19 protein-coding genes are annotated in these 25,853 nt (G+C 61.4%); 3 read left to right on the forward strand and 16 right to left on the reverse strand.

The features are described from left to right. Positions 1 to 61 precede the first annotated feature (61 nt). On the reverse strand, positions 62 to 739 hold the full coding sequence (locus QZ822_RS07220; RefSeq protein ID WP_294628815.1) for a LysM peptidoglycan-binding domain-containing protein: 678 nt from the start codon (positions 737 to 739) through the stop codon (positions 62 to 64). A gap of 815 nt (positions 740 to 1,554) precedes the next feature. On the opposite strand from QZ822_RS07220, the gene lexA reads away from it, so the two are divergent. After that, positions 1,555 to 2,229: a transcriptional repressor LexA gene (gene lexA / locus QZ822_RS07225; protein ID WP_070614766.1), complete on the forward strand. Its 675-nt coding sequence runs from the start codon at positions 1,555 to 1,557 to the stop codon at positions 2,227 to 2,229. Positions 2,230 to 2,461: 232 nt separating this feature from the next. Here lexA and QZ822_RS07230 read toward each other — a convergent pair whose 3' ends face one another. Beyond that, positions 2,462 to 4,540, reverse strand: a complete 2,079-nt coding sequence (locus tag QZ822_RS07230; protein WP_294643651.1) for an ATP-dependent DNA helicase — start codon at positions 4,538 to 4,540, stop codon at positions 2,462 to 2,464. A gap of 12 nt (positions 4,541 to 4,552) precedes the next feature. Beyond that, positions 4,553 to 6,232 (reverse strand): GTPase HflX, encoded by a 1,680-nt coding sequence (gene hflX, locus QZ822_RS07235; RefSeq protein ID WP_294643653.1) that lies wholly within the window; start codon positions 6,230 to 6,232, stop codon positions 4,553 to 4,555. A gap of 172 nt (positions 6,233 to 6,404) precedes the next feature. Here hflX and QZ822_RS07240 point away from each other — a divergent pair, with 172 nt between their 5' ends. Next, complete coding sequence (locus QZ822_RS07240; protein WP_294643655.1) at positions 6,405 to 7,028, forward strand: class I SAM-dependent methyltransferase; 624 nt, start codon at positions 6,405 to 6,407, stop codon at positions 7,026 to 7,028. Positions 7,029 to 7,139: 111 nt separating this feature from the next. Here the strand turns inward: QZ822_RS07240 and dapF are convergent, their stop codons facing one another. The 3 genes from dapF to miaB all read right to left on the reverse strand — a co-directional run bounded on the left by dapF (position 7,140) and on the right by miaB (position 10,691). Next, entirely contained in the window at positions 7,140 to 8,075 is a 936-nt protein-coding gene (gene dapF, locus QZ822_RS07245; protein ID WP_294643657.1) for a diaminopimelate epimerase, read from the reverse strand. Between the two features lie 96 nt (positions 8,076 to 8,171). Further along, positions 8,172 to 9,101, reverse strand: a complete 930-nt coding sequence (gene miaA / locus QZ822_RS07250) for a tRNA (adenosine(37)-N6)-dimethylallyltransferase MiaA (RefSeq protein WP_294643658.1) — start codon at positions 9,099 to 9,101, stop codon at positions 8,172 to 8,174. 75 nt (positions 9,102 to 9,176) lie between these two features. Continuing rightward, positions 9,177 to 10,691: a tRNA (N6-isopentenyl adenosine(37)-C2)-methylthiotransferase MiaB gene (gene miaB, locus QZ822_RS07255; RefSeq protein WP_294643660.1), complete on the reverse strand. Its 1,515-nt coding sequence runs from the start codon at positions 10,689 to 10,691 to the stop codon at positions 9,177 to 9,179. Positions 10,692 to 10,726: 35 nt separating this feature from the next. Here miaB and QZ822_RS07260 point away from each other — a divergent pair, with 35 nt between their 5' ends. Next, entirely contained in the window at positions 10,727 to 12,094 is a 1,368-nt protein-coding gene (locus tag QZ822_RS07260) for a hemin ABC transporter substrate-binding protein (protein ID WP_294643662.1), read from the forward strand. 169 nt (positions 12,095 to 12,263) lie between these two features. Here QZ822_RS07260 and QZ822_RS07265 read toward each other — a convergent pair whose 3' ends face one another. The 10 genes from QZ822_RS07265 to QZ822_RS07310 form a co-directional block, all read right to left on the reverse strand. Continuing rightward, the gene (locus QZ822_RS07265) at positions 12,264 to 14,210 is read right to left on the reverse strand and encodes a regulatory protein RecX (RefSeq protein ID WP_294643664.1); all 1,947 of its coding nucleotides are present in this window, start codon (positions 14,208 to 14,210) and stop codon (positions 12,264 to 12,266) included. 211 nt (positions 14,211 to 14,421) lie between these two features. Further along, positions 14,422 to 15,525, reverse strand: a complete 1,104-nt coding sequence (recA, locus tag QZ822_RS07270) for a recombinase RecA (protein WP_005507111.1) — start codon at positions 15,523 to 15,525, stop codon at positions 14,422 to 14,424. 390 nt (positions 15,526 to 15,915) lie between these two features. Next, a complete protein-coding gene (locus QZ822_RS07275; protein WP_005507110.1) occupies positions 15,916 to 16,137 on the reverse strand; it encodes a DUF3046 domain-containing protein in 222 nt (73 codons plus the stop codon). Positions 16,138 to 16,273: 136 nt separating this feature from the next. Then, a complete protein-coding gene (locus QZ822_RS07280; RefSeq protein WP_005507109.1) occupies positions 16,274 to 16,681 on the reverse strand; it encodes a helix-turn-helix domain-containing protein in 408 nt (135 codons plus the stop codon). 290 nt (positions 16,682 to 16,971) lie between these two features. Beyond that, positions 16,972 to 17,562, reverse strand: a complete 591-nt coding sequence (locus QZ822_RS07285) for a CinA family protein (protein WP_294643667.1) — start codon at positions 17,560 to 17,562, stop codon at positions 16,972 to 16,974. Positions 17,563 to 17,662: 100 nt separating this feature from the next. Continuing rightward, on the reverse strand, positions 17,663 to 18,310 hold the full coding sequence (pgsA, locus tag QZ822_RS07290; protein ID WP_294643669.1) for a CDP-diacylglycerol--glycerol-3-phosphate 3-phosphatidyltransferase: 648 nt from the start codon (positions 18,308 to 18,310) through the stop codon (positions 17,663 to 17,665). Between the two features lie 212 nt (positions 18,311 to 18,522). Next, positions 18,523 to 21,702, reverse strand: coding sequence for a DNA translocase FtsK 4TM domain-containing protein (locus tag QZ822_RS07295; protein ID WP_294643671.1), 3,180 nt, complete (start codon positions 21,700 to 21,702; stop codon positions 18,523 to 18,525). 256 nt (positions 21,703 to 21,958) lie between these two features. After that, the gene (locus QZ822_RS07300; RefSeq protein WP_294643673.1) at positions 21,959 to 23,674 is read right to left on the reverse strand and encodes a ribonuclease J; all 1,716 of its coding nucleotides are present in this window, start codon (positions 23,672 to 23,674) and stop codon (positions 21,959 to 21,961) included. A 383-nt stretch (positions 23,675 to 24,057) separates the two neighbouring features. Continuing rightward, positions 24,058 to 24,993 (reverse strand): 4-hydroxy-tetrahydrodipicolinate synthase, encoded by a 936-nt coding sequence (gene dapA, locus QZ822_RS07305; RefSeq protein ID WP_070600699.1) that lies wholly within the window; start codon positions 24,991 to 24,993, stop codon positions 24,058 to 24,060. A gap of 194 nt (positions 24,994 to 25,187) precedes the next feature. Beyond that, entirely contained in the window at positions 25,188 to 25,850 is a 663-nt protein-coding gene (locus QZ822_RS07310; protein ID WP_294643676.1) for a tetratricopeptide repeat protein, read from the reverse strand. Between the last annotated feature and the right edge of the window lie 3 nt (positions 25,851 to 25,853).

Consider the following 25,853-nt stretch of genomic DNA (forward strand, 5'->3'; position numbering starts at 1 on the left):
TCAGAATCTGCAGACTCAGCTCTGCTACCCCAGGAGCGGGCATGAGCCGCGGCCTTGAGCTTTAGCGCTGAGTCTGAGGAATTTCCAGACGCTGACCGGCATCAACAGAGGTGCTGGTCAACGAGTTCAACTCCATAATACGAACCACAGTATCACGGGTGTCACCCTGCGGATCCACCGCCTGAGCAATATCCCACAGAGTCTCGCCGTGCTTGACCACAACGACGGTTCGAGTCACCGAAGCGTTCTCCACGGAAGCAGAAGCTGCCGGGCCGAAGAAGCTAATAGCACCGAGCACAATCAGCGCTGCCAGGGTCAGCAGAGGCAGGCCCTTCAGGAAACCGCGCGGAGTGCCAAGACGACGAATCGAAGCGGGAACCGCGCGCAGAAGTTCGCCACCCTTAGCTAGAAGAGCACTCTTCACGCTAGGCGCCTGTGCATCAGAAACAGCCTGCGCCTCAGAAGCTGCGGAGCGAACCGGAGCAGGTGCCTTGGCAGAAATAGCAGGTGCAGAAACAGCGGGAGCGTGGGTAGGCTGGGCCACCTGCGCGGGGCGGGGTGCATGAGCCGCACGAGAAGAGCGAACAGACTGCGGAGACGCAAGCACACGAGAACGCCCCTGCACGGTGCGGGCAGACACGGTGCGGACGGACGCGGTGCGGGCGGGGTGAAGTACCACCAAACCTGCCGGAAGGTGTGCAGAAGTGCCTTGAGAAGCAATAGGTGCTGCAGTAGTCATTGTGGTTCCTTTCTCTCAGCTCGCCCCGGGGTTGCCCCGCGGGTCTAGCAATGCCGAGCGATACCCGCTCGGAGGTCCTAGTTGAGTGATAACTATGGAGTGGTGATTGTTAGGCGATAACTATTGGGTAGCTATTCTCTAGTTAGGTCAGAGCGTCGGGTGCACCGGGCTGCGCTGGGTCGCCCCAGCACCCCATCCCCTGCGCTCTCTCTTCGCCAGATGCTCGCTAGAGCATCCGAGGTAGATTATTCGAAGAGAGAGGCAGAGGATTCGAATACATTCGAACACTCATTCACTCTCCTCTCCCGGAATACTCAGGGTCGAATCTTCGAATATTTTTCGAACATCCACCCGTAAATCCTGAATTTCAGGAGAGATTCAAGAGTATATACGAACTCTTGTTCTAAAGTCTAGCAGAGATGTACTAAAAATTTCTTCGAGTTTCGAAGAAAAAATCTAGAATATTTGTTTGAGTTTTTCGGTGTAGTGTTCTACACTGGTGTCAAGAGACGTTCCACACGCTCCTGATGAGTCCTACTCACAGCAGGTTTCTGTATTCGTTACAGCTTGGTTCTGTATCGACCGCAGGTGCTGCTGGCTGAGTATTGCTATGTAGGGCGGAGGCGCATACTCGTTGCCTGTGTATCGCTCCGGTATCGCTTCGGCACGGATAGAATTCCTCCACCCCCTGACGAGATAAGACCCATTTCGGCAGAACCAAAAAATTTTTAGGACACCACCAGAAAACGTGTGAAGCACCCATCCGTGCCCCGACCGGAAATACAAAGGCCGGAGTACAGACCGAAGGAAAAGAAATGGCAACAGCACCCCGTCCGGCGCTGACCGCGCGCCAGCAGAAGATTCTTGACGCGATCCGCACCGAGATTGAACAGAAGGGTTACCCGCCGTCCATGCGCCAGATTGGTGACATGGTGGGTCTTGCGTCCCTGTCCTCGGTCACTCACCAGCTTGGTCGCCTCGAGACTATGGGCTATATTCGCCGCGACCCCAAGCTCCCCCGCGCCATTGAGGTGCTGGATGAGAACGGCGTCGGCATCCACGGTAGCTCCTCCTCGTCCCTGCCCGAGCTGCCGAACTTCGAAGTCGGCGATGAAGACCTCGTACCCGTTCCCCTAGTTGGACGAATTGCAGCGGGCGGTCCCATCACCGCCGAGCAGTCCGTGGAGGATGTGCTCGCCCTGCCCCGCCAGTTGGTCGGTAACGGCAAGCTTTTCATGCTCAAGGTCAAGGGCGATTCCATGATTGACGCCGCAATCTGCGACGGCGACTGGGTGGTTGTCCGCGAGCAGCACACCGCAGACAACGGCGATATCGTAGCTGCGCTGCTTGACGATGAAGCAACCGTGAAGGTGTTCCGTCAGGTCGACGGCCACACCTGGCTCATGCCGCGCAACTCCAACTACGAGCCGATTATGGGCGACCGCGCAACCGTCATGGGTAAGGTCGTCTCCGTGCTGCGTAGTCTCTAGAAAACCACAGCCTCTAGAAGATGCAGTCTCTGAAAGACGCGGGCTCTAAACAGCCACAGCATCTCAAAGAAGCTGTTTTAAACAACACAGCCTCTAAAAGACATAACCGCGAGGCTTTTAGCTCTATATAGAAATCACCCCGGTGATACGTGAACGTTCACGTATCACCGGGGTGATTTCTATATTTCCAAAGCGGAAGGTGCGGCGTAGCCAGGAATGAATCCCACCCGAGCTAACGCTCAATACTCGCCGAAAGACGAGCCAACGCGCCGGTCACCGCAGCCTTATTCTGCGTCGACCACATCGGCGGCATCGCCTTCATCAAGAAACCGCCGTAGCGTTTAGTCGCCACACGCGAATCCAGCACAGCCACCACGCCGCGGTCATTCACCGAACGGATCAGGCGGCCTGCGCCCTGCGCCATGCGGATAGCCGCGTGATGCGCCGAGACGGCCATGAAGCCGTTGCCGCGGTGACGGTTCACCGACTCCGTACGAGCCCGCGCAATCGGGTCATCCGGGCGTGGGAACGGGATGCGGTCCATTACCACCAGGCGGCAGGAATCGCCGGGGACATCCACGCCCTGCCACAGGCTCATCGTGCCGAACAGGCACGAGTCGACGTCCTCGCTAAACTCCTCCACGAGGGCCTTCAGTGAAGACTCACCCTGCAGAAGAATGTTCAGGTCACTGTGCTCACGCATGTACTCGGCGGCGCGCTCGGCGGCGCGCTTCGAGGAGAACAGGCCCAGGGCGCCACCTTCTGACGCTTCACACAGCTCGCGAAGTCGCTCCAGCTGGCCCTCGTGCACGCCAAATCCCGGAGGCTTCAGGTCCCCAGCAACATACATGATGCCCTGCTTGCGGTAGTCGAAGGGCGAGCCCACGTCGATGCTCGTCCAGCGGGGAGCGCCCTCCCCCTGCAAACCGAGGGCACCGGCGGCAACGTCGAAGGAATCACCCACTGTCAGGGTCGCGCTCGTTAGGATCACGGTGCGGTCGGCGAACAGGCCGTCGCGCAGCTGCAGGCCAACGCTCAGCGGGGCGATATTCAGGGTTGCAGGGTCGGTATCGGAGGCAACCACGTAGCGGCCGTTCTCCCAACCACCCTGACGCGAAACCCACAGCACATCCTGCTCAGCCGAGGCTTCCAGGATGCGGTTGCTCACCTCGTGCACCTCCGAAACGCGGGAACGGGCCATCTGCAGGCCTGCGTCAACTTCTTGGCCGTCCGGTTTCGTGTCGGAAAGTGCGGCGCGGGCCGCATCGTTCACAGCAGACAGGGCCGTAAGCAGGCGACCATCCAACCCCTTCAACAGGCCCTCAGGCAGGCCCTCCAGCGCGGTTTCCAGGGTTCCGGCGGCCATCTCCAGGGCGCCGGAGTCGGCCTTAGAATGTTTCTTCACGCCTCGGGCGGCGCGGTGAACCATCGCAACCGTCAAAGAACCAGACACCGCACCGGTCACGCGGTCCACCAGCTCGTGGGCCTCGTCAATGATGACGGTCTCATGTTCGGGCAGAACCTTCATGCCTTCGAAAGCGTTAATTGCCAGCAGGGCATGGTTCGTAATGACAATGTCAGCCTCAGCGGCGCGGCTACGCGCCATCTCGCTGAAGCATTCCTCCACCAGAGGGCAGCGGCGGCCCAGACATTCGGCGGCGCTCACCGACACCTGCGCCCACGCGCGATCGGACACGCCGGGCTTGAGCTCGTCGCGGTCACCGGTCTCCGTACGGTCAGCCCACTCGCGCAGGCGCACGACCTCCTCGCCCACACGGGAGGTCGAAGAAGGCATGTCAAAGAGGGCATCCGGCTCGTCTTCGGGGTAGCCACCCTCCAGCTTGTGCAGGCACAGGTAATTATTGCGGCCCTTGAGCAGAGCCACCTGCGCTTGAGATTCCGGGCGCGGCTCCAGCGCTTCCAAAAGACGCGGAATGTCGCGGTTGACAATCTGTGCCTGCAGGGCCAGGGTCGCAGTCGCTACCACAATTGGCTGGTCGGACTCCCCCACACGTGCGAGGGCCGGGACCAGATAGCCCAGAGACTTACCGGTGCCGGTACCCGCCTGAACCAGCAGGTGACGCTGCAGCTCAAGAGCCTGCGCCACGTGCGCCGCCATGGTGCGCTGGCCTTCACGTTTCTGCCCACCGGTGGCCTCCACAACCTCGTCGAGCAGGTTCAGGGCGTCCTTAGCGCCGGGCAGAGTCTCAAGCTCCTGCCCGGTGAATCGGGTACTGTCGGTTGTGGATTCTGGGGCGGCCCCGGAGGCGTTTTTGGGCGCGCTGGTGCGTCCCGTCGTCTTCTGCGTCACGTTGACCGGTTCCTAGTGAGTCTCGGCGGTATCGGCCTCGGCTGTGAGGGCGCGGGCCTCAGCCAGCTCCTCTTCCAGGACCTTCAGCAGGTCGCCCTCCAGCACATACTCGGCCAGATCCGAAGCGACATCTTCACGGACCAGAGCCACTACGAACGTGCCGTCCGACACGAAATCAGTGCTCTTAATTTCGGCATCCCACTCGTGTAGGCGCGAAATAATCTCACCGTGGTTGTAGGGAATCAGCAGCTTGACCTCAATCGAAGGGCGCGGAATCGTGTCCGCAATCTTCTGCTTAAGCTCCTCGATGCCCTCACCGGTACGCGCCGAAACAATCACATGCTCCGGCTCGCGCTGACGCATACGTTCCAGTACGAACGGGTCGGCGGCGTCCGCCTTATTCAGCACAATGATTTCGGGGATGTGGCGGGCATCCACCTCGGCAAAGACCTCGCGGACCGCGCGAATCTGGCCCTCCGGGTCGGGGTGCGAAGCATCCACCACGTGCAGGATCACGTCGGCGTCCGCAACCTCCTCCAGGGTGGAGCGGAACGCCTCAACCAGCTGGGTCGGCAACGAACGCACGAAGCCCACCGTGTCGGAGAGGGTATAGCCGATGCCGTCGGGGGTCTGCGCCTTACGGACGGTCGGGTCCAGGGTTGCGAACAGGGCATTCTCCACGAGCACGCCGGCATCGGTCAGACGGTTCAGCAGGGAGGACTTACCGGCGTTCGTGTAACCGGCAATAGCCACCGAGGGCACGCGGTTGCGGCGGCGGTTCAGGCGCTTCGTCTCGCGGGCCGGAGCCATCGCGGCGATTTCACGCTTGAGCTTGGCCATGCGGGCGCGCAGGCGGCGACGGTCCATCTCGATCTTGGTTTCACCGGGACCACGCGAGCCGATGCCTTCACCGGAGGCGGCACGGCCACCGGCCTGACGGGACAGGGACGCACCCCAACCACGCAGACGCGGCAGCATGTACTCCAGCTGAGCCAGCTCAACCTGCGCCTTACCTTCGCGGGACTTAGCGTGCTGAGCGAAGATGTCGAGAATCAGGGCGGTGCGGTCAATGACCTTGACCTTCACAATGTCTTCGAGGGCACGACGCTGAGAGGGAGCCAGCTCGGAGTCGACAATCACGGTGTCGGCGCCGGTGGCCTCCACAATGTCCTTGAGCTCGAGGGCCTTGCCGGAGCCGAGGAAGGTGCCCGGATCGGGCTTGAGGCGGCGCTGAACCAGGCCGTCCAGTACCTCGGAGCCTGCGGTCTCGGCCAGCGCGGCCAGCTCACGCAGGGAGTTCTCGGCGTCCTCGACGGTGCCTTCGGTCCACAGGCCAGCCAGCACCACGCGCTCCAGGCGCAGCTGGCGGTACTCGACCTCGGTCACGTCCTCCAGCTCGGTGGAGAGGTTAGCTACTCGGCGCAGGGCGCGGCGCTCGGCGAGGTCTTCCTGGTCTCCATCGAACTCGGAGTGCTCGCGCTGAACATCGGAAATTTCACGCGCGCGGGTGTCGAGCACGCGGTGGCTACCGCGCGTCGGCGCGCTCTCGTGATGCGCGGTGCCCGCGGCATCGTAGGTGGTCAGTGAGGGGGCGGACTGGGAGCGGCCCAGAACGCGGTCCACGGTGCGGCGCAGCTGCTCGTCGCTCGGCAGCTTCTCGGCCTCGGATACGGAATTATTCTTAGAAGTCATACGCCTTCCATTCTACCGCCGTTGCCCCACTCGGGTAGGGGGTTTGGTCACCTGTGCACTCAGGGCGTGCAGGCGGGCACGGCGGTGTGCGGGCCATGAGCATCAGGCGGGATCAGGGCGCCGTTCGGCCCCGGAAGCCGGAGGGCGCGGGCCGCCCGGTACACTGGATAGCATGAGCGAGCAGCATTACTTTTCTGAGATCCCCGAGACGGAGTTCAAGCCCCGCCCCGTGCAGGTGGAGCTGGTAGGCCGCAAGGTCACCGTCACCACCGCCAACGGCATCTTCAGCCCCTCCGGTATTGATAAGGGCACGGCCATCCTGCTTCAGGAGGCGCCCGAACCCCGCGGCGAGCGCCTCCTTGATATCGGCTGCGGTTGGGGCCCCATCACCCTGACCCTGGCGATGCTCGCCCCGCAGGCTCAGGTGCACGCCGTGGACGTCAACTCCCGCTCCATCAGCCTGACTGAGTGCAACGCCGCTGCGCTCGGACTACCGAACGTCACCGTGGGAACCCCCGACTCAGTGGACCCTGAGCTGCGATTCGACACCATCTGGTCGAATCCGCCAATTCGCGTAGGCAAGGAGGTTCTACACGAGATTCTGCTGACCTGGTTGCCACGCCTGGCCCCCGAGGGGGAGGCATACCTGGTGGTGCAGAAGAACCTCGGCTCCGACTCACTGCAGAAGTGGCTGGATGCGAAGCTGGACGAGCTGTACCCAGGCGAGTTTGAGGTGTCACGCTACGCAACGGCGAAGGGCTTCCGTATTCTGCGGGTGCACCGCTACGAGGACTAAAACCTGTAGCGCAGATTGCTAAAAAACATAAAAGCGGCGGGTGTTTTCTGACAACAAGTTCAGAAAACACCCGCCGTTTGTCTATATCAAGTCTCTATCTAAGACTGTTCGTTATCGCAACACGACGGTCGCAACCATCTGCGCCGGACCAGCCAAGACAACATGCTCCAGGTCGTCCGGGCCCAGCACGAAAGTCACCGCGAGGGTACCGCCGGGCACGTGTACGAGCCATTCGTCCGGTGCTTCCTCGCCGCCCCAGAATCGGGTGGCTGCGGCGGCCGCACACGCGCCGGTACCGCACGACAGAGTCTCGCCTACTCCGCGTTCGTGCACGCGCATACGGATAGCGCCAACATGTGAACCACCATCGTTTTCCAAATCGACCGGAACCACAAATTCGACGTTCGTGCCATCTGCGGGCACGGGGTTGACCTGCGGCTGGCTGTGCAAATCCAGGCCGTCCAGCTTGCCCTCGGAGCCGAGCATGACCACGGTGTGCGGGTTGCCCATCGAGATGGACAGGCCAGCACGCGGAGTCTTCAGGCCGCGGGCAGACACCAGGCAGTCCTCGCCTCCCTCACGGGCGGCGTCACCGTGAATAAAGCTCCACGGGCCCATATCAATCGCGTAGCCCTCTTCGGTGCGTGCCACAGTCTTCACGCCGGCACGGGTACCAATCTGCACGGTCTCGCCCACCTCAAGCTCTATCAGGCCCTCGGTGCGCAGGTACTCCACGAAGGCTCGCACGCCGTTGCCGCACATCTCTGCGATAGAGCCGTCACCGTTGCGGTAGTCCATGAACCACACAGCGTCAGGGTATTCCTCGAGGAGCTTCTGACCCGCGCGGGAGGCGGTGCTGTGGGCAGCACGAACGAAGCCGTCCGCACCGATGCCGAAGTGGCGGTCGCAGACGCGGGCGACCAGCTCGGGGGTGAGGGCAATCTCTGCGTTTTCGTCCGTCACGAAGACGAAATCGTTACCGGTGCCGTGACCTTTGGTGAGGGTTAGGCCTGCCAGCTCGCCCCAGATGGAAGGGTTCTCGCTCATATGCTGTCCTTAAAGTCGGTGACCAGTCCGTCTATGATTTTACCGCGACGACCGGTTCGAAGGGGTATCTGTTTGGCTACGGCTCGTTATTGTGGCTTATCGGGTACTTCCTCGGATGATGGCTTCCGCCTCATCGACCAGGGTGGGTGAGAGCGCATCCAGCCAGTGCACACGCGGGTCCGCACGGAACCAGGTCAGCTGGCGGCGCGCAAACTGGCGGGTAGCAATCGTCGTATCCTCAATCGCCTGCTCCACACTGTAGTCCGCATCCTCAAAGGCGCGAGCGAACTGCGCGTAACCAATCGCGCGGGAGGCGGTCTTCCCCTCCTGCAACCCCTGCTCGTTCAGTGTGCGAATCTCATCGAGCAGCCCCTGCTCATGCATCAGCTCCACGCGGCGGTGCAGACGCTCGTGTAGCAGGGCACGATCCATATCCAGACCAATCTGAACACTCTCCGTCACGTACTCACGCACCGGCATAAACGCCGAGAACGGCCGGCCCGTCACCTCGAACACCTCCAGGGCACGAATAATGCGACGCTCATCCTTCACGCGCGCTGCCGACTCCGGGTCGACCTCCGCCAGGCGGGCATGCAGAACACCAATACCCTCGGTACGTGCCTGCTCCTCCAGACGCTCACGCACCCGCGCATCCGTGCCGGGAAACTCCAACTTATCCAGGGCGGCACGCACATACAGGCCGGAACCACCCACCAGAATCGGGTAGCGGCCACGGCCGCGAATCTGCTCAATCAGCTCACGGCTACGCTTCTGAAACTCCGCCACGGACGCCTCATCCCGCACATCCATAATGTCCAGCAGGTGGTGCGGGACGCCGCGCATCTCCTCAGCGGTGACCTTCGCGGTACCGATGTCCATGCCCCGGTAGAACTGCATGGAGTCGGCGTTAATGCACTCACCGTTCAGGCGCAGAGCCAGCTCAATCGCGAGCGCGCTCTTACCGGTGCCGGTCGGGCCCACAATAGCGATAACGGGCAGAGTTTCGGAGATAGTCATGCGCCCCATTCTACCGGTTCCCTCACCCCCACTTGCGGTGGCGGTGCGAGCCTGAAGAACAGGGCGCATGATTCGTTATAGGTTTTAGGGGCGCAGACCGATGGTCGGCATGCCCAGACCCACCGGCGCACCGGGCACCTGGGTGGTGCCGGTACCGCACGAGTCAGCTTGGGAGCGGTCCCACGCGTCACCGGCGCGGGTGCGGCGCAGCTGGTACTGCTCGGCGGTCGGGTCAGAAATCAGGTGGAAGGAGCCAGCCTCGGTAATGGGCACGGTGACCATGTCGCCGGGGCGGGGAGCTTCGCAGCCCTCGGGCACCGAGAAGTGCACGAGGCGCTGGTCCGGGCCGCGACCGGAGAGGCGATGAGTCTGCTCAGCCTTACGGCCCGCCTCCGCAACAACCATCAGCTCAACGGTCTTACCGAGCTGCTTGCGGTTCTCTTCACCGGCGATGCGGTCCTGCAGGGCAATCAGACGCTCGTAGCGTTCCTGCACGACCTCCTTCGGAATCTGGTTCTCCATGGTCGCCGCCGGGGTGCCGGGGCGGATCGAGTACTGGAAGGTGAACGCGGAGGAGAAACGAGCCTGCTCCACAACCTTCAGGGTGTCCTGGAAGTCCTCTTCAGTCTCGCCGGGGAAGCCCACAATAATGTCGGTGGTAATCACGGCGTTCGGGATGCGCTCGCGCACCTTCTCCAGAATGTTCAGGAACTTCTTGGAACGGTAGGAACGGCGCATATCCTTAAGCACCTTATCGGAGCCGGACTGCAGCGGCATGTGCAGCACGGGCATGACGTTCGGGGTCTCCGCCATCGCGTCAATCACGTCGTCGGTGAACATTGCCGGGTGCGGGGAGGTGAAGCGTACACGCTCCAGGCCCTCAATTTCACCGCAGGCGCGCAGTAGCTTGGAGAACGCCTGGCGGTCGCCGAACTCCACGCCGTAGGAGTTCACGTTCTGACCGAGCAGGGTCACCTCAATAGCGCCGTCATCGACCAGCGCCTGAACCTCAGCAAGGATGTCGCCGGGGCGGCGGTCCTTCTCCTTACCGCGCAGGGACGGCACGATGCAGAAGGTGCAGGTGTTGTTACAGCCCACGGAGATGGACACCCAGCCGGAGTACACGTGATCGCGCTTAGTAGGCAGGGTGGAGGGGAAAACTTCGAGGGATTCGAGCAGTTCTGCCTGCGCCTCGTGGTTGTGGCGGGCACGCTCCAGCAATGCCGGCAGGGAACCAATGTTGTGGGTACCAAACACGACGTCAACCCAGGGTGCCTTCTCAATGATGGCGTCCTGGTCCTTCTGCGCCAGGCAGCCACCCACGGCGATCTGCATGCCCTTGTGGCTGCGCTTGACCGGTGCGAGCTGGCCGAGGTGACCGTACAGGCGGTTGGAAGCGTTTTCGCGGACCGCGCAGGTGTTGAAAACAACCAGGTCGGGCTGGGTGCCTTCCTCAGCGCGAACGTAGCCGTTAGCCTCCAGCAGGCCGGACATTCGTTCGGAGTCGTGCACGTTCATCTGGCAGCCGAAAGTGCGCACTTCGTAGGTGCGGGGGCTGGTTTCGGGGGTCTGGGCGGAATCGCTGAGGGTCGAAGTCATGCCCTATAGGGTATCCGATGGGGGATAATGGCTCTATGCAGGTTTCCCTTAGTAGTAACTTTCCGGCTCTGTCACCAAACGATTCTTCCGCTCCCGCCCCTAACGTGGAGCATCTGAGCGCCCTCATTGAGGAGGCAATTGCCGCATACTCCCCCGTGCCGCCTCAGGCGAGCGCTGATTCTGCCTCGATGCGTCAGAACCTGATGCAGCTGCTTAGCTGGGCGCATTCTTTGGATCAGGTGGCTGCCCGCGCGGTTGAGCGCGTACAGATTCTGGGCACCGGCATGCGTTCGGTTGTGGTGCGTGTGGCGTATGAGCCTGCAGTCGAGTCTGCGGAGTCTTTGCCGACCTCGATTATTGTGAAGCGTTACCGCCGTAAGGATTCGACGGTGAACGCGGGCGGTTTCGGGTACCTGCGTGAGCGTTACGGTTTGGAGGCGCTGAACCTGCAGGTTCCGGGCCTGTTCCCGCAGCTCTACGGCGCGGATCCTGAGCTGCGTGTGCTGGCTCTGGAGGATGTGAGCGCCGGAACCGTTGAGGGCGAGCAGTATTCGGTCGCCCACGCCCTGCTGGAGGGCACCGAACAGCAAGCGCTGGACGCTCTGAACTACTACATTGAGGCGTACCGTTGCCTTGCCGCCAGCGGCATTATGGGTGAGACGGTGGAGGATTACCGCCTGAACCTGGCGCGTGCCGACCGCAAGGCGCAGTTCCCGGGCGCTATTGCCTCGCCGGGTTTGGCCGAGCGCGGTTTGAAGAAGCTGTACGGTGTGGCTGATGAGGCGCGCACCCCCGAGCACGGTGCTGACTCTAGCCCCGATTCTAGCCCCGCCGCACATGAGGACGCGCCCGTTCTTCCCGCCGCCGTTGAGGAGCTGTCCTTCCGTTTCCGCCGCGTTCTGCAGCCTTTCTTTACCAAACGCCCGCCGGTACCCGAGCAGTTCAAGCTCAACCGCGGCAGGGTGTATATGCTCTCTTCGGGCGATTTTTCGCCGCAGAACGTGCTGATCGGTTCGGCGGACGGCGCGCAGGTGCGCATGGTCGATGCGGAGGGCACCTGCCTGCACCACCGCGGCTTCCCCTTCGTTGAGGCGATGCTGGGCTTCCCCTCCTCGCCGGAGTACCCGCGCTACCGGGTGGACCGCAAGAAGGCGCTGCCGGCGCTGTACTCTGCCCTCTTCGAGGACGCCCCGCTGGATGAGCACCTGGCGGAAGATCTTGCCGTGTGCGCAGCGGTGACCGTGTGCGCGCTGCTGGAGTTGTACTCTTCCTCGTCGCGTTCTGACTTGTTGCCGCGTATTCGCCGTGAAGGTGCGCAACTGATGCGTCTGTTCCTTGAGATCGCCGGTTCTCAGGATGCAACCCTCGCCGAATTCGCGGAGCGTCTGGGTGCCGCTGAATAAGCAGCAGAGTAAACAGCGGATATAGCCTTCGACAAGGCGTTTTATAAAATTCAAAAGTGTAAAGGGTGAGCCCGCCACAGAGTATCTCTGTAGTGGGCTCACCCTTTGAGCTGGTTGACGGATGCTCGTTGACGATGCGTACCTGATTGTCCCCTGCCAGGGCAGTAAACTACCAGAGCTCGTCCTCCGCACCGTAGGCAGCAAGTTCCTCACGAATCACCGACATCGACACCGAAGAGGAGTACCCGCGGCGAGCCAGCATCCCCAGCAGTCGGCGGGTCACCTTATCCTTTTCAGCGCGGTCGCTCAAATCCATACCGGGGCGCAGCTTCTTACGCACCAGCTCGGCGGCGTCCTCACGTTCCTGCTCGTCGGTGCGCTGAGCCAGGGCGTTCTCTGCCTCTTCACCGCGCACCCCGCGTTCAGCGAGCTCGCGGCGTAGCGCGGCGCGGGAGAGCTTCTTGGTGCGGCTCTTCTGCGCCACAAAGCTTTGGGCGTATTCGGCGTCATCAATGAGTTTTGCAGCCTCGAACTTATCGAGCAGCGGCTCAATGAGCTCGGCCTCGAAGCCTTCTGCCTGCAGCTTCTTACGCAGCTGACCTCGGGTTTTTGCCGAGTACGCCAGCTGGTTGTACACGATGGTTTTAGCGCGCGTGTACGGGTCTGTTTCTTCCGCGGCTCGGGCGGCACGCACCTTCTGCTTCCAGGAGGTCACAGCGCCTTCCGCCTGTGAGGAAGCGCTTCCCTTCTGAAAACCGCGTGTCGGAGAACCGCCCTTTGGGGATCCAGCCGAAGCGGCACGGCGCTTGCCAATACCGACGCCCTGTGCTTCCTCCTCGGCAATACCGCGAATGAGTGCTTCTTCGGCGGGGGTGAGTTCTTCATTCAAGCTACTTCCCTCCCTAAATAGGTTGCTCCCCGAGCCGCGGCCCGCAGGACTCTTGCGGGTTTCCTCGTCGTCATTTCGAGCCCCGAAGGCGGGCGCGTAGGGCGAGCGGCTCCGCATTTTCTCTTGCTGCGCCGCACTCATGCGGCGGAACCCGCGCTTGTAGTCGGTGTTCTTGGAGGCGCGCGAAGACTTGCGTTTCTTCTGCTTATCCCGCTGAGCGGCTTGCCTCTCGATTTCTTCCTTCTCTTCGGCGGTGAGCCCCGATCCGATGGAGGCGGCACCGGCTCGACTCATGCGCCCCGCCGCCATAGGGCGCGGTTCGGCGCCGCCGGGGGTAAAAGCACGAACGGGCGCTTCGTCAATGGAGATGGCGGGCAGGTTCGGGTCAACGAGCAGGCTGCGGCGCTGCGACTCGCCGTCTTTCCCAAAGCCTGATGGCACAGCATCGGAAAGTACAGCGCCGGAGGGCACAGCCTGCAGGGGCAGCTCGGGTACGCGGAACTCCCCGGCGTAGTCGCCGCCGTTATCGCGGGCAATGCTTTCTTCAACAAAGCCGTGCGCGGCGGGGTGCCAGTCCGGGAACTCCTCAGCGACTACCGAATCCGCGGCCCTGTTCCGCACCCACTTTTTGGGTGCGTTTTCTGCGGACGCTAACTTCTTCTTAGCCGCTGGCTTCTTCTGAGGCGCGGGCTTTTCAGCCTGCCGCGCTTTCGGCTTAGGTTTCTGGGGTGCGGTTTCTTGGCCCCCATGCTTCTTCGCTATCGCGTCTGCGGGTGCCGCTTCGTCCGAGGGTACCCAATATTCCCCCGCGTACTCTGCTTCAGGGTACAAAGGCTCTGCCGGATAGGGAGGTTCGTCCTCATAGGGAGGTTCACCCTCATAGGGAGGCTCATCAGGGTATGGGGGCTCTTCCTCATACGGGGGCTCTTCAACAGCGGGAACAGTAGCCTGCGGCGCCTCCCAGTTGAGGGTGGGCTCCGCCAGGGCGGCGGGCACCTCAAAATTGAGTGCCTCGAAGCCGCCTACCTCAACCGGCGGGGCTGCAGGTTCAAAGGAAATAGCAGACTCAAAGGAAACAGAGGCTGAGAATACAGAATCACCAAGCACTGAGGAACCGAAGTGCGGTTCGGTCGCATCCAGCGCCGCAAAACCGGCGTCGCCATCACGCGCGCTGTTTCGCTCGCGCTCTTCATGACCGTTCTGTTCCGTCATGCGCTGTTCCGTCATGTTCAGTTCCTCCTCTCCCCTGTGTTGGGTCGCTTGATGGCCCGTGCGCCGGGCTATACGGCGCTCCCCCATTGTAACGAGGCGCTGTCCCGGCACCCGCTGGCGCTCCATTTAACGCACCCCCCGTTAACGACAGATTGCCGTGCACCGTGCGGAATGCACAGCACACGGCAATCAGTCGTGGTGTTAGCAAGAAGCTACGTGGGCGGGTTTAGAACTCCTCAGCCAGCTCGTCCAGCGGGTCGTTACCCTCGGACTCAGCAGCTGCCTGCTCGTCAGCTTCTTCCTCAATGATGCCCAGCTTCACCAGAACCTTGTACTGCAGTTCCTCGGTGAGCTCGGGGTTGTCCTTGAGCAGCTTACGAACGTTCTCGCGGCCCTGGCCCAGCTGCTCACCGTCGTAGGTGAACCATGCGCCGGACTTCTTGACGATGTCGTTCTCCACCGCCAGGTCCAGGATGCCGCCCTCAACGGAGATGCCCTCACCGTAGAGAATATCGAACTCAGCCTGCTTGAAGGGCGGAGCCATCTTGTTCTTCACGATCTTGGCGCGGGTGCGGTTACCGATCGGGTTAGCGCCGTCCTTGAGGGTCTCAATGCGGCGGATGTCGATACGGACCGAAGCGTAGAACTTCAGCGCCTTACCACCGGTGGTGGTTTCGGGAGAGCCGAAGAAGACGCCAATCTTCTCACGCAGCTGGTTGATGAAGATTGCGGTGGTGCCGGTTGCGGAGAGGCGGCCGGTAATCTTACGCAGCGCCTGGCTCATGAGGCGAGCCTGCAGACCCACGTGGGAGTCACCCATGTCGCCTTCAATTTCGGCGCGGGGTACCAGCGCGGCAACGGAGTCGACGACCACGATATCAACGGCGCCGGAACCAACCAGCATGTCCATGATTTCCAGCGCCTGCTCACCGGTGTCGGGCTGAGAGACCAGCAGCTGGTCGATGTCCACGCCCAGCTTAGCCGCGTAAATCGGGTCCAGCGCGTGCTCGGCGTCAATGAACGCTGCCACGCCGCCTGCCTTCTGAACGTTCGCTACAGCGTGCAGTGCAACGGTGGTCTTACCGGAGGACTCGGGACCGTAAATCTCGATGACGCGGCCGCGGGGCAGACCGCCAATACCCAGAGCGGCATCCAGAGCGATAGCGCCGGTGGAGATAACCTCGGTCTTGGTGATTTCCTTATCGCCCAGGCGCATGACTGCACCCTTGCCGTAGTTCTTATCGATCTGTGCCATCACGGCTTCAAGTGCCTTGGCGCGACCCTCTTCGGGAACGCGAGCTACGCTCTGAGACTTGGTGTTCTTAGCCACGGTAGTACCTCGTTCTTTGTGTTGTCAGTGGTTGACGGGAGTAATGTTTCTTCGGAATCGGTGGGACTCGTAATCGAGACCTTGAAGGTTTTGGCCTACCGGTTCCTTCTGAGACTACTCTAGGGTCACAGCCTGACAGGATAAGGCCATTTTTTAAAATCTGTGGAAAACTTTGAAGATTTTTCCGAAAAATTCCTGATGTGGAAAAGTCTAGCACGAGTCGAACAAAATTACGACCCAGTTTCGAATAAATCGGATAGTGTTTCGGCATATATTTTCGAAAATCCCCAGATTATCGGCTAATTATTCGAAAATACCTCCCGCGCAGGCGCTAGCACTCGAACAAACGGCAGGCCCCGCCCCTACGTTAGAAAACGCCAGACTTACCGACTAGCGCAACGGCTCCTTATCGGGACCCAGGCGGCGCTCCTGCGGAATCTCCTGCTCCTCACAGATCGCAAGCCACACATCCTTCGGGTTAACGCCCTGGTCCAGCGCCTCCGCAGCGGTCACATGGCCCAGCGACCCTAGCACCAAGTCACGCGCCAGCACTGGCGCATACCCGGCACCGAACTCATACTCCATGCACGCCCAAAATTCGCTCAGCTTCACAAGCATTCCTCCGTTTCACCGCTAGTTCGCTTCATAATTCGTCGCATTAGCCAAGAATAAGCGATGCCGCGCACCCCCACCTTACGGGGGATGCACGGCATCGCTTCACGTTTAGCGCGGCATGTGCCGCTTCTCGTTACTTCGAGAGAATGTAGTAATCGCTCTTGTACTGCTCGGACATCTCAGCCGGAACAGTATCCGGGATCTGAACGCCCTCGAGAACCGCCATACGGTCGGCAACCTCACGCAGCATCTGGGACATCGGAATGTCCAGAGCCTGGCAAATCCACGCCAGCAGTTCGGAGGAAGCTTCCTTCTGACCGCGCTCAACTTCGCTCAGGTAACCGAGGGAAACACGGGCACGCTGGGAAACCTCGCGCAGGGTGCGGCCCTGACGCTGGCGAACATCGCGAAGAACCTCACCGATTGCCTGTCGCAGGGGAACAACCTTAGCTTCCTCAACGACCGGGGCGACCTGTCGGGGGGTCTCCTCGATTTCCTTCCACTTAGTAATGCCATTAATCGATACGCGCTGCTTAGCCATGAGCTTCTATATCACTTTCCTGAGTAGGTATTCCCGACCTGCGGGACTGTACAGAGTTAAGCCTAACTGATTTTTGGGGCGCGGGCTAGGAGCCTCGCCATTTTCGTTCTCTTCTTAAGGCTTGTATCTATTCAAACAGGCGAACCTATGCCTTTATTCCTGCGGAGCTGAAAGAACCCTGTGAATATATTTGAGCCGTAAAACTTTTTCTCAGGTAGGCGCCGCGCAGGCGACTACACAGCCGCTTCAGGCACCGCACAGCACAGCACAGCCCAGCACAGCCCCGCCCGCTACGCCAGCTCGTTCTCCAGAACCCCACCGGCACCGCCGCGCACCGCACGCGCCAGCAGAGCAATCGCATCCGCGCTCGCCGCCGCACGAATCTGCGCCCGGTCCCCCGAATAGTGGCGTTCAAACACCTCAGAACCGCCCGGGGAACACACACCGATATAGACCGTGCCCACCGGCTGGCCATCCGCAGGATCAGGACCGGCAACGCCCGTGGTCGACACCGCATAATCGGCACCGCACACGCGCGCCGCACCGACCGCCATCTGCACCGCCACCGCAGGATGCACCGCACCCTCACGCGCCAGCAGCTGAGCGTCCACGCCCAACACCTGAGCCTTCACCTCGTAGGCATAGGAAATCACGCCGCCGCGGTAATACGCGGATGCGCCCGGCACCGTACAAATCGCGCCGCCCACATCCCCGCCGGTCAGCGACTCAGCCGTCGCCACCAGCACCGGGCCCTCCTGGGAGGCACGCAACCGCACCGCATCGCGGAGCAGCAGCGCCGCCGCCTCCGGGGTGCCGGAGAAAACCTCAGCGGAGGAAAGCTCAAGGGACAGAGCATCTTCAAGTACGAGGGGAACCATCATTCTCTCCTTTCAGCGGCGAACCGCCGCCCAAAACCTCACGCGGCACACAACGCACCGCAGGTACAGCGAAGGGGAGCAGCACACGCCACTCCCCTCGCCTCTACATACCGCCGCCCTGGGAGGCCTGAGCCTGCAACCAGTTACGACGCAAAATATACGCATCACGCACATACACCAGGCCGGTCCATACGGTAATCGCGGTAACCGCGCCCATCAGAACCCAATCGGGAATCAGCCAGCCAAGGCCCAGCTGACCCAGCGGCAGAAGCATCAGAACCAGCGCCACCGTCTGCAGCACGGTCTTAATCTTGCCGCCCTTACTAGCGGCCATCACACCGTACTTAATGACGAACAGACGCATGATCGTAATGCCCCACTCGCGCAGCAGAATCACAATCGTGACCCACCACCACAGCTCGCCCAGCGCAGACAGCACAATGAACGCCGCACCGGTGAGGAACTTATCGGCAATCGGGTCAGCAATCTTGCCGAAGCTCGTAATCAGGTTACGCGAGCGCGCCAGGTAGCCGTCCGCCCAGTCCGTGAGCATGGCAAGAATGAAAATAATCCACGCCAGCCAGCGGTGCGTCGGATCAGCGGCACCAAAAGTACCGCCCGAAACCAGGGCAACAATGAAGAAAGGAACCGCAATAATACGCAGAACCGTCAACACATTCGGCACATTCCAGTTCGAAGGCTTCGCTGTGCTGACCGCACCGGCGGGTACGGAATTGCGAGCTTCACTCATAACGGCTCCTTACGGGTAGATGGCTTTCGACGGTGAGAGACCGCGTACGCACCGACACCTAAACGTATCGGGGATACGCAAACACCCCGTACCGTCCATTATACGTGTGCCGTAGCAGACATCACAGGGATGATACGGGGTGTATGTCGCACGCTCACTCGGCTGAGTGGGTTAGTTGGGCGGGTCAGCTGAGCGGGCAGGGCGCTGAGGCACTAGCGGCCGGTCAGCTGCCAGGCGTCCTCCGAGCCCTCATCATCGGGCTCATCGAAATAGTCGGTGACCGCCTCGCCCGGGTCTACCGCGTTCGCGTACGGGTCGGCAGCCGGAGGCTCCTCACCGCGAATACGTGCCAGGGTTGCCTGAAGGTCATCCGGGCGGATCAGCACCTCACGCGCCTTCGAGCCTTCCGAGGGGCCCACCACGCCCTGCGACTCCAGCAGGTCCATGATGCGGCCAGCCTTCGCGAAGCCCATGCGCAGCTTACGCTGCAGCATCGAGGTCGAACCGAACTGGGTCGTAATCACAATCTCCGCCGCCTGCAGCAGATCGTCGAGGTCATCGCCGATTTCCTCATCAATCTGCTTCTTCGCGGCAGAGACCATCACGTCCTCACGGTAGATGGTCGGCGCCTGCTTCTTCACGTGCTCAACCACGGCGTGAATCTCAGATTCAGACACCCACGCGCCCTGAACACGCATCGGCTTCGAGGCACCCATCGGCAGGAAGAGCGCGTCACCCTGACCAATCAGCTTCTCAGCGCCGGGCTGATCCAGCACCACGCGGGAGTCAGTGACCGAAGAAGTCGCAAAGGCCATACGAGACGGAACGTTCGCCTTAATCAGACCGGTCACCACATCCACCGACGGACGCTGGGTCGCCAGCACCAGGTGAATACCCGCCGCACGCGCCAGCTGCGTAATACGAACAATCGCCTCTTCCACGTCACGCGGAGCGACCATCATCAGGTCGGCAAGCTCGTCCACAATCACCAACAGATACGGGTACTCGTGCACCGTGCGCTTGCTACCGGGATCGGGCTGAACCTTACCCTCACGCACCGCCTTGTTGAAGTCGTCCACGTGCTTATAGCCGTAATGGGCGAGGTCATCATAGCGGGCGTCCATCTCACGAACCACCCACTGAAGAGCCTCAGCAGCCTTCTTCGGGTTCGTAATGATGGGCGTAATCAGGTGCGGAATGCCCTCGTATGCGGTCAGCTCCACACGCTTCGGGTCGACCATCACCAGGCGCACCTGGTCCGGTGTCGCGCGCATCAGAATCGAGGTAATCATCGAGTTCACGAACGAAGACTTACCGGCACCGGTCGCACCGGCAACCAGCATATGCGGCATCTTCGCAAGGTTCGCCAGCACGAAGCCGCCCTCAACGTCCTTACCCACACCCATGACCATCGGGTGGTGGTTCGCGTGAGCCTGCGGGGAACGCAGCACGTCGCCCAGCGCAACGGTCTCACGGTCCGTATTCGGAATCTCAATACCAATCGCGGACTTACCCGGAATCGGGGACAGAATACGAACATCCGGGCTCGCCACAGCGTACGCAATGTTCTTACTCAGCGCGGTCACACGCTCCACCTTCGTGGCGGGACCCAGCTCAATCTCGTAGCGGGTCACGGTCGGGCCGCGCGAGAAACCGGTGACCTGCGCATCCACCTTGAACTGCTCCAGCACATTCGTCAGAGCCTCAACCACGTGCTCGTTGACCTCGGACGATTCCTTAGCCGGAGGGCCGGAAACCAGCATCTCCTCCGAGGGCAGCACATAGGTGCCGCGGGAGGACTGCACAACCTGCTCGCCGCGCGCCTGCTCGGTGGTCGCCACCTGAGTGTTGTTCTGCAACGGGCGGGATGCGCCAGCCTCGGGCGCTCGCGACGCCGCGGGAGCCGCGTTCTTCGGGTGCGCACCCGGCGAGTGCATGCGGGTCGGAATCGGAGGCTGAGCCGCAGATGCAGCATGAGCCTGGGGCGCGGAAGCCTGGGCGGCAGACTGCGCGGGGTTCACTACCTGGTGCGGCTTCGTCTGCGGTGCAGCTTGCTCAGAAGCGCCGAAGCCGTCGTATGCTTCAACGTCAAAGAGGGGTTCCTCACCCGGAATACGGTTCACGCGGCCGTTCGCCACGGCGGCGCGCTGCACCTGGTCCAGGCGGGCTGCGGGTGCATCCGATGCCTCAACGTCGAAGAGGTCGGGGCTACTCGAATAAGTGCTGTTCTGCGCAGAAGCACCCTGCGCCGTACCCTGCGCAGCCGGTGCCTGGTTGAGGCGACCGGGCAGGCGGGACAGGCGGTTCGGCTTAGCCGCCGGGCGCGCCTGCTGAGCGGAGTCCTGTGCCGAATCCTCCGGCTGTACCGGCATCTGCGTAGTCTCCGGGTGAGTCTCATCCACCACGGCGCTCACGAATGCTTCATCACCGGCGTACTCGTCCAGGGAAGAATCGGTCGACTCAGCGGGAGCAAAGCCCAACCAGCCGCGTAGACGAGAGAACAGGCCGCCAGACTTCTGAGCCGTGCGTGCCGGTTTCTCATCCTCGTACAGGTAGCTACGGTCGTGCTCCTCAGCGTTTAAATCCACGGTCTGAGTCGCATCCGAAGGGGTGTCCTTCACGGAGGTTCGAGTCGTGCCGTTGGGCTTCTCACCCAGAGCCAAACCGACCAGGTGCAGGGTACGCGGCACCACCTGACGAATCGGAGTGTTCGTCAGAACCATCAGACCGGCAATACCCAGCAGCAGGTGAATCAGAATCTCAACGAACGCAATACCGCCGCTCACACGCACAATGGGGGTGCCCAGCAGCACGCCAGCCACGCCGCCACCAGCCCAGACGGCGTTAAAACCATCCGCGAAGGTCGGGTGACCCGCATGGCGAGCAAAGAACAGGGAGGTCGCCACCAGCATGATGAAGGAACCCACCGCCACGCGGTTATTACGTTTAATCAGGTCGGGTCCACGGAAAACGCACCACGCCATGATGAGGCAGAACACTGGAATCAGCAGGGCGCCCTGACCGAAAATACCGCCCAACATGGTGTGCCAGGCGTCCAGGGGCGCTCGCAACAAACCGAGGGAGGTGTGGGCACGCCAGTTGTACCACTCCACTCCGGCGCTAATCAGGCCGAACAGCAGGATGGTGAGCGCGCCGCCGTCGCGGCGGTCTTCGGGCGCAAGGTCGGTGCGCACCGCGCCAATGGAGCGGAAGAGCCCACCGATAGCGTGAGCAATGCTCAGCCAGACGGAGGAGATAGCGCCCGCAACAGGGTTCGCCGCGTTGGCACCGCGCTGGGCACCGCCTCGGGAGGTGGTGCGCTTGCGGGTGGTCTTCTTAGTGTTTGCTTTAGTAGAGGTCGTGTTACGACCCTTCGTGGTCCGTGGAGCCATACCTTTTAGGGTATCAACCTTCCCGTTAATGTACCGATTCTTTCGTTATCAGTGAGCTAAAAAGTGCGCCCCGCCGGCACCTATGAGGGCATCGATAAGGCGCTAATGAGGCGGTTCTCCCCCACCGTGTTCGCTTTCGCGTAGCTTTCGCACAACTTTCGCCCATGCGTTCTGCAGATACACAGCAGGCGGGGCCGACACAACGTATCGACCCCGCCTTTTCGCTGTTTACGGACAGCTAGCCTCGCGCAGAGTGTTAGTTCTTCGTAGCCTTCGAGGTGTTCTCAACAACCACGGGAACAATCATGGGCTTGCGGCGCAGACGGCGAGAAATCCAGGCACCGATGGTGCGGCGCACAATCTGCTGCAACTGCTGCACGGTGTGCACCTTCTCGGGTGCGCGGTGCAGAGCATCCTCCAGAGCAGCGGTAATCTTCGGAACAATCTCGTCAAAGACCGAGTCGTCCTCAGCGATACCACGAGCGTGAATATCCGGGCCGGTCACCACGCGCTTGGTGGCACGATCCACCACGGTCACGATGGACACGAAGCCCTCTTCACCCAGGATGCGGCGATCCTTCAGGTCGCTCTCGGTGACCTCACCGACGGAGCGGCCGTCCACGTACAGGTACTCGCAGGGAACCTCGCCCACTACGGACGCCACACCATCGCGCAGATCCACAACGGTGCCGGACTCGCAGAGCAGCACATTCTTCTTCGGAACACCGGTCTCCATCGCCAGATCACCGCTAGCGATCAGGTGGCGAACCTCGCCGTGAACGGGCATAACGTTCTTCGGCTTGAGAATGTTGTAGCAGTACAGCAGCTCACCCGCGGCAGCGTGACCGGAAACGTGAACCTTCGCGTTGCCCTTGTGCACCACGTTAGCGCCCAGCTTCATGAGGGCGTTGATGATGCGGAACACGCTGGTCTCGTTACCGGGAATCAGCGAGGAGGCGAGCACCACGGTGTCGCCGGGCTCAATCTGAATCTTGTGGTCGCCGTTCGCCATACGGGACAGTGCCGCCATCGGCTCGCCCTGCGAACCGGTGCACATCATCACGATCTGGTCGGGGCGGTAGTCGTCAACCTTCTTCAGGTCCACTAGTACGTTGGCGGGAACCTTCAGGTAGCCCAGCTTCTCAGCGATGGTCATGTTACGGACCATGGAGCGGCCCACGAGCACGACCTTGCGGCCACGCTCAGCGGCTGCGTCCAGAACCTGCTGCACGCGGTGAACGTGGGAGGAGAAGGACGCCACAATGATGCGGCCGCGGGCGTCACGGAAGACGTTCGACAGCACCGGACCAATGTGCTTCTCGGTCGGAGTGAAGCCGGGAACCTCAGCGTTGGTGGAGTCCGGCAGGAACAGGTCCACGCCCTCCTCGCCCAGGCGAGCGAAGTGGCGCAGGTCGGTGATGCGGCCATCCAGCGGCAGCTGGTCCATCTTGAAGTCACCGGTGTGCAGAACCTTGCCAGCCTTGGTACGGATGTAAACAGCCAGTGCGTCCGGAATCGAGTGGTTCACAGCAACGAACTCGCACTCGAACGGGCCGAAACGCTCCACCTGGTGTTCCTTCACCGCGAGGGTGTAGGGCTTGATGCGGTGCTCGGCGAGCTTCGCCTCGACCAGCGCCAGGGTCAGTTCGGAGCCGACCAGGGGGATGTCGGGGCGGCGGCGCAGCAGGTAAGGAACCGCACCGATGTGGTCCTCGTGGCCGTGGGTCAGCACCATGGCGACCACGTCGTCCAGACGGTCGACAATGTAGCTGAAGTCGGGCAGAATCAGGTCCACGCCGGGCTGGGACTCTTCGGGGAAGAGCACGCCGCAGTCAACAATCAGCAGCTTGCCGTTGATTTCGTACACGGTCATGTTACGACCGACTTCGCCCAGACCGCCCAGGGGCACCACGCGCAGGGTGTCCTTCTTCAGGCGGGGAGGCAGGGGAAGATTCGCTTCAAAGACGCTCATCGTGTGTCTCCTCTTTCTTCTATGTTTTCTTGTGATGTCTGTGATTCGTAGGCGACGCTTCGTACCGCAAGCACCCCAGCCGACTCTCATGTGCCGAGGCGGTGGTGCTGCCGGTGCGTCCAAATCACCGAAAGTATTCAAAAGTATGCGGGGCGTAGTGCTCGGGTGCCTCTGACTAAGTTGGGCCCCTGTCTGAGTGGGAGCCGAATAGTTGGGCGGTAAACCGCGACAATACGCCAGAGCGGACCCCTCACCTAGTGTTAGGTGTGGAGTCCGCGTCCGTTGGCTACATCACGCGCCCCGAAAGCGGGGCGTAGGGTAGCCGAAATCCTCTATATATACGCTCCCCCGCGCTATTGCGTGCGCCGGGTTGGCGTCAAAGTTTAGGAGTTCTTGAGGGTGTGAGCGATGCTCGAGGAGAGCAGGTCAGCTCGCATAGCCTGTGCCACCTCCGGCTCGGAGAGTACGTGCGGCAGGCGAACAACAGGCTCATCCAGCACACCCTGCCAGGAAAGAATTTCCTTGGCGGCAACGCAACCGGGCGCACGGCCCATAGTTGCGCGGACAATCGGAGTCAGTTCCAGGTGCAGACGCTGCGCCTCCACCAAATCCTGTGCAACAACAGCATCAATCAGGGCACGGAAAAGTGCGGGTGCCACATGTGCGGTCACCGAAACGAGGCCGACGGCGCCCATTGCCATCCAGGGAAGGGTCAGTCCGTCGTCGCCGCTGTAGTAGTGCAGGTCGGTGGTTGCCATGACTTCGGTTGCGGCACCGAAGTCTGCCTTGGCGTCTTTCACCGCTACAATACTATCAATTTCTGCAAGGCGACGGTAGGTTTCGGGTGCGATGGGGATGCCCGCACGACCCGGAATATCGTACAGCATGACGGGGGTCTCAGTTGCTTGAGCAACGGTCGCAAAATGGGCGTAGACACCCGGCTGAGTCGGTTTGTTGTAGTAGGGGGTCACGACCAGCAGGCCGTCCACACCAATCTTTTCGGCGCGATGCGCCAGCTCAATAGTGTGCGCGGTGTCATTCGAACCAACACCGGCAATAATCTTCGCGCGAGAGCCGACGGTATCCTTCACAATCTGGAAGACGCGCTCGTTCTCGTCATCGGTCATGGTGGAGTATTCACCGGTGGTACCGCAGACCACCAGGCCGTCGTGACCGTTCTCCACAAGGTAGTTCGCCAGGTCTGCGACCTGCTTTTCGTCAACGGAACCGTCCTTAGCGAAGGGGGTCACCATTGCGGTCAGGAGGCGACCGAAGACAGGTTCAACAAAAGTACCGGGGTTCGAAAGGTTCTCAGACATATGTCTAGAGTACGCCCGAAATGCAGATTTTTGCTATAGAACGCATAAGTTATCATGCATGTTCTACTATTCGGACTCTTTCAAACCCGCGGTACTTCCGCGAGAGCCTATGAAACCGGGCACACAGCCTCGGCGTTATCAACCTCATACCGAAACTAAATGCGGTACCTGCTACGGGCCGCCAAGGACAGCGCCTACCGCATACCCTTCGCGGCACCGCCCGAACGCAACGCCCACGCGTTACGCATCGCCGCACGGGCACGCTTGCGCTCGCCGCCGGCATCGTACATGCACGCCAGGTTGAACCATGCCTTCCAGTTATTCGGCTCCTGCTCCACCGCCGCGGCGAAGCTCTCAAACTCCACCGCCGCAGCCTCACGGTCCACACGACCCGCCGGGGTGCGAGGCAGGGTATCCTCCGCCAGTTCGCCTGACGCCGCCAGCTCCTGAGCCATACGCTGAATACGAGCGCCGAAAAGCACCTCACGCACCAGCGCCCAGGCACCCAGAATCGGCAGCAGAATCATACCCGCGCCGAGCACCATGCCAGCTGCCGAACCGGAGGTGAGCATCACGAACCCCTGCTGCGCAATATGCACCAGGTACAGGGTCAGTAGCGCGCAGGTCAGCGCCGCGAAGGTCTTGCCGAACCCGCCAGCATCCACCGTCACAAAGACGGCACTAAAAATCAGCACGCCCAGGATAGAGGCACGCGCCGCCAGAGGCAGCGGCAGAATCAGCACGGTCAGCACCATCAGCACGCAGGCGCAGACAGTCCACAAACGCAGCGAAGTCCACCAGGGGCCACGAGCCTCAGAAGATGCCTGCACATTCTCAGGCGAAGTCTGTTCAGACATAAC

It is taken from the genome of uncultured Rothia sp. (assembly GCF_916715725.1).
GTDB lineage: Bacteria > Actinomycetota > Actinomycetes > Actinomycetales > Micrococcaceae > Rothia.

Excerpts from the sequence above, each read along its gene's own strand:
- lexA (WP_070614766.1), top strand. The coding sequence starts at position 1,555 with ATGGCAACAGCACCCCGTCCGGCGCTGACCGCGCGCCAGCAGAAGATT.
- dapA (WP_070600699.1), bottom strand. The coding sequence starts at position 24,993 with ATGTCTGAGAACCTTTCGAACCCCGGTACTTTTGTTGAACCTGTCTTC.
- QZ822_RS07260 (WP_294643662.1), top strand. The coding sequence starts at position 10,727 with ATGCAGGTTTCCCTTAGTAGTAACTTTCCGGCTCTGTCACCAAACGAT.
- QZ822_RS07295 (WP_294643671.1), bottom strand. The coding sequence starts at position 21,702 with ATGGCTCCACGGACCACGAAGGGTCGTAACACGACCTCTACTAAAGCA.
- QZ822_RS07310 (WP_294643676.1), bottom strand. The coding sequence starts at position 25,850 with ATGTCTGAACAGACTTCGCCTGAGAATGTGCAGGCATCTTCTGAGGCT.
- pgsA (WP_294643669.1), bottom strand. The coding sequence starts at position 18,310 with ATGAGTGAAGCTCGCAATTCCGTACCCGCCGGTGCGGTCAGCACAGCG.
- miaA (WP_294643658.1), bottom strand. The coding sequence starts at position 9,101 with ATGGGGCGCATGACTATCTCCGAAACTCTGCCCGTTATCGCTATTGTG.
- miaB (WP_294643660.1), bottom strand. The coding sequence starts at position 10,691 with ATGACTTCGACCCTCAGCGATTCCGCCCAGACCCCCGAAACCAGCCCC.
- QZ822_RS07220 (WP_294628815.1), bottom strand. The coding sequence starts at position 739 with ATGACTACTGCAGCACCTATTGCTTCTCAAGGCACTTCTGCACACCTT.
- QZ822_RS07265 (WP_294643664.1), bottom strand. The coding sequence starts at position 14,210 with ATGACGGAACAGCGCATGACGGAACAGAACGGTCATGAAGAGCGCGAG.
- dapF (WP_294643657.1), bottom strand. The coding sequence starts at position 8,075 with ATGAGCGAGAACCCTTCCATCTGGGGCGAGCTGGCAGGCCTAACCCTC.
- QZ822_RS07285 (WP_294643667.1), bottom strand. The coding sequence starts at position 17,562 with ATGATGGTTCCCCTCGTACTTGAAGATGCTCTGTCCCTTGAGCTTTCC.
- QZ822_RS07300 (WP_294643673.1), bottom strand. The coding sequence starts at position 23,674 with ATGAGCGTCTTTGAAGCGAATCTTCCCCTGCCTCCCCGCCTGAAGAAG.
- hflX (WP_294643653.1), bottom strand. The coding sequence starts at position 6,232 with ATGACTTCTAAGAATAATTCCGTATCCGAGGCCGAGAAGCTGCCGAGC.
- QZ822_RS07280 (WP_005507109.1), bottom strand. The coding sequence starts at position 16,681 with ATGGCTAAGCAGCGCGTATCGATTAATGGCATTACTAAGTGGAAGGAA.
- QZ822_RS07240 (WP_294643655.1), top strand. The coding sequence starts at position 6,405 with ATGAGCGAGCAGCATTACTTTTCTGAGATCCCCGAGACGGAGTTCAAG.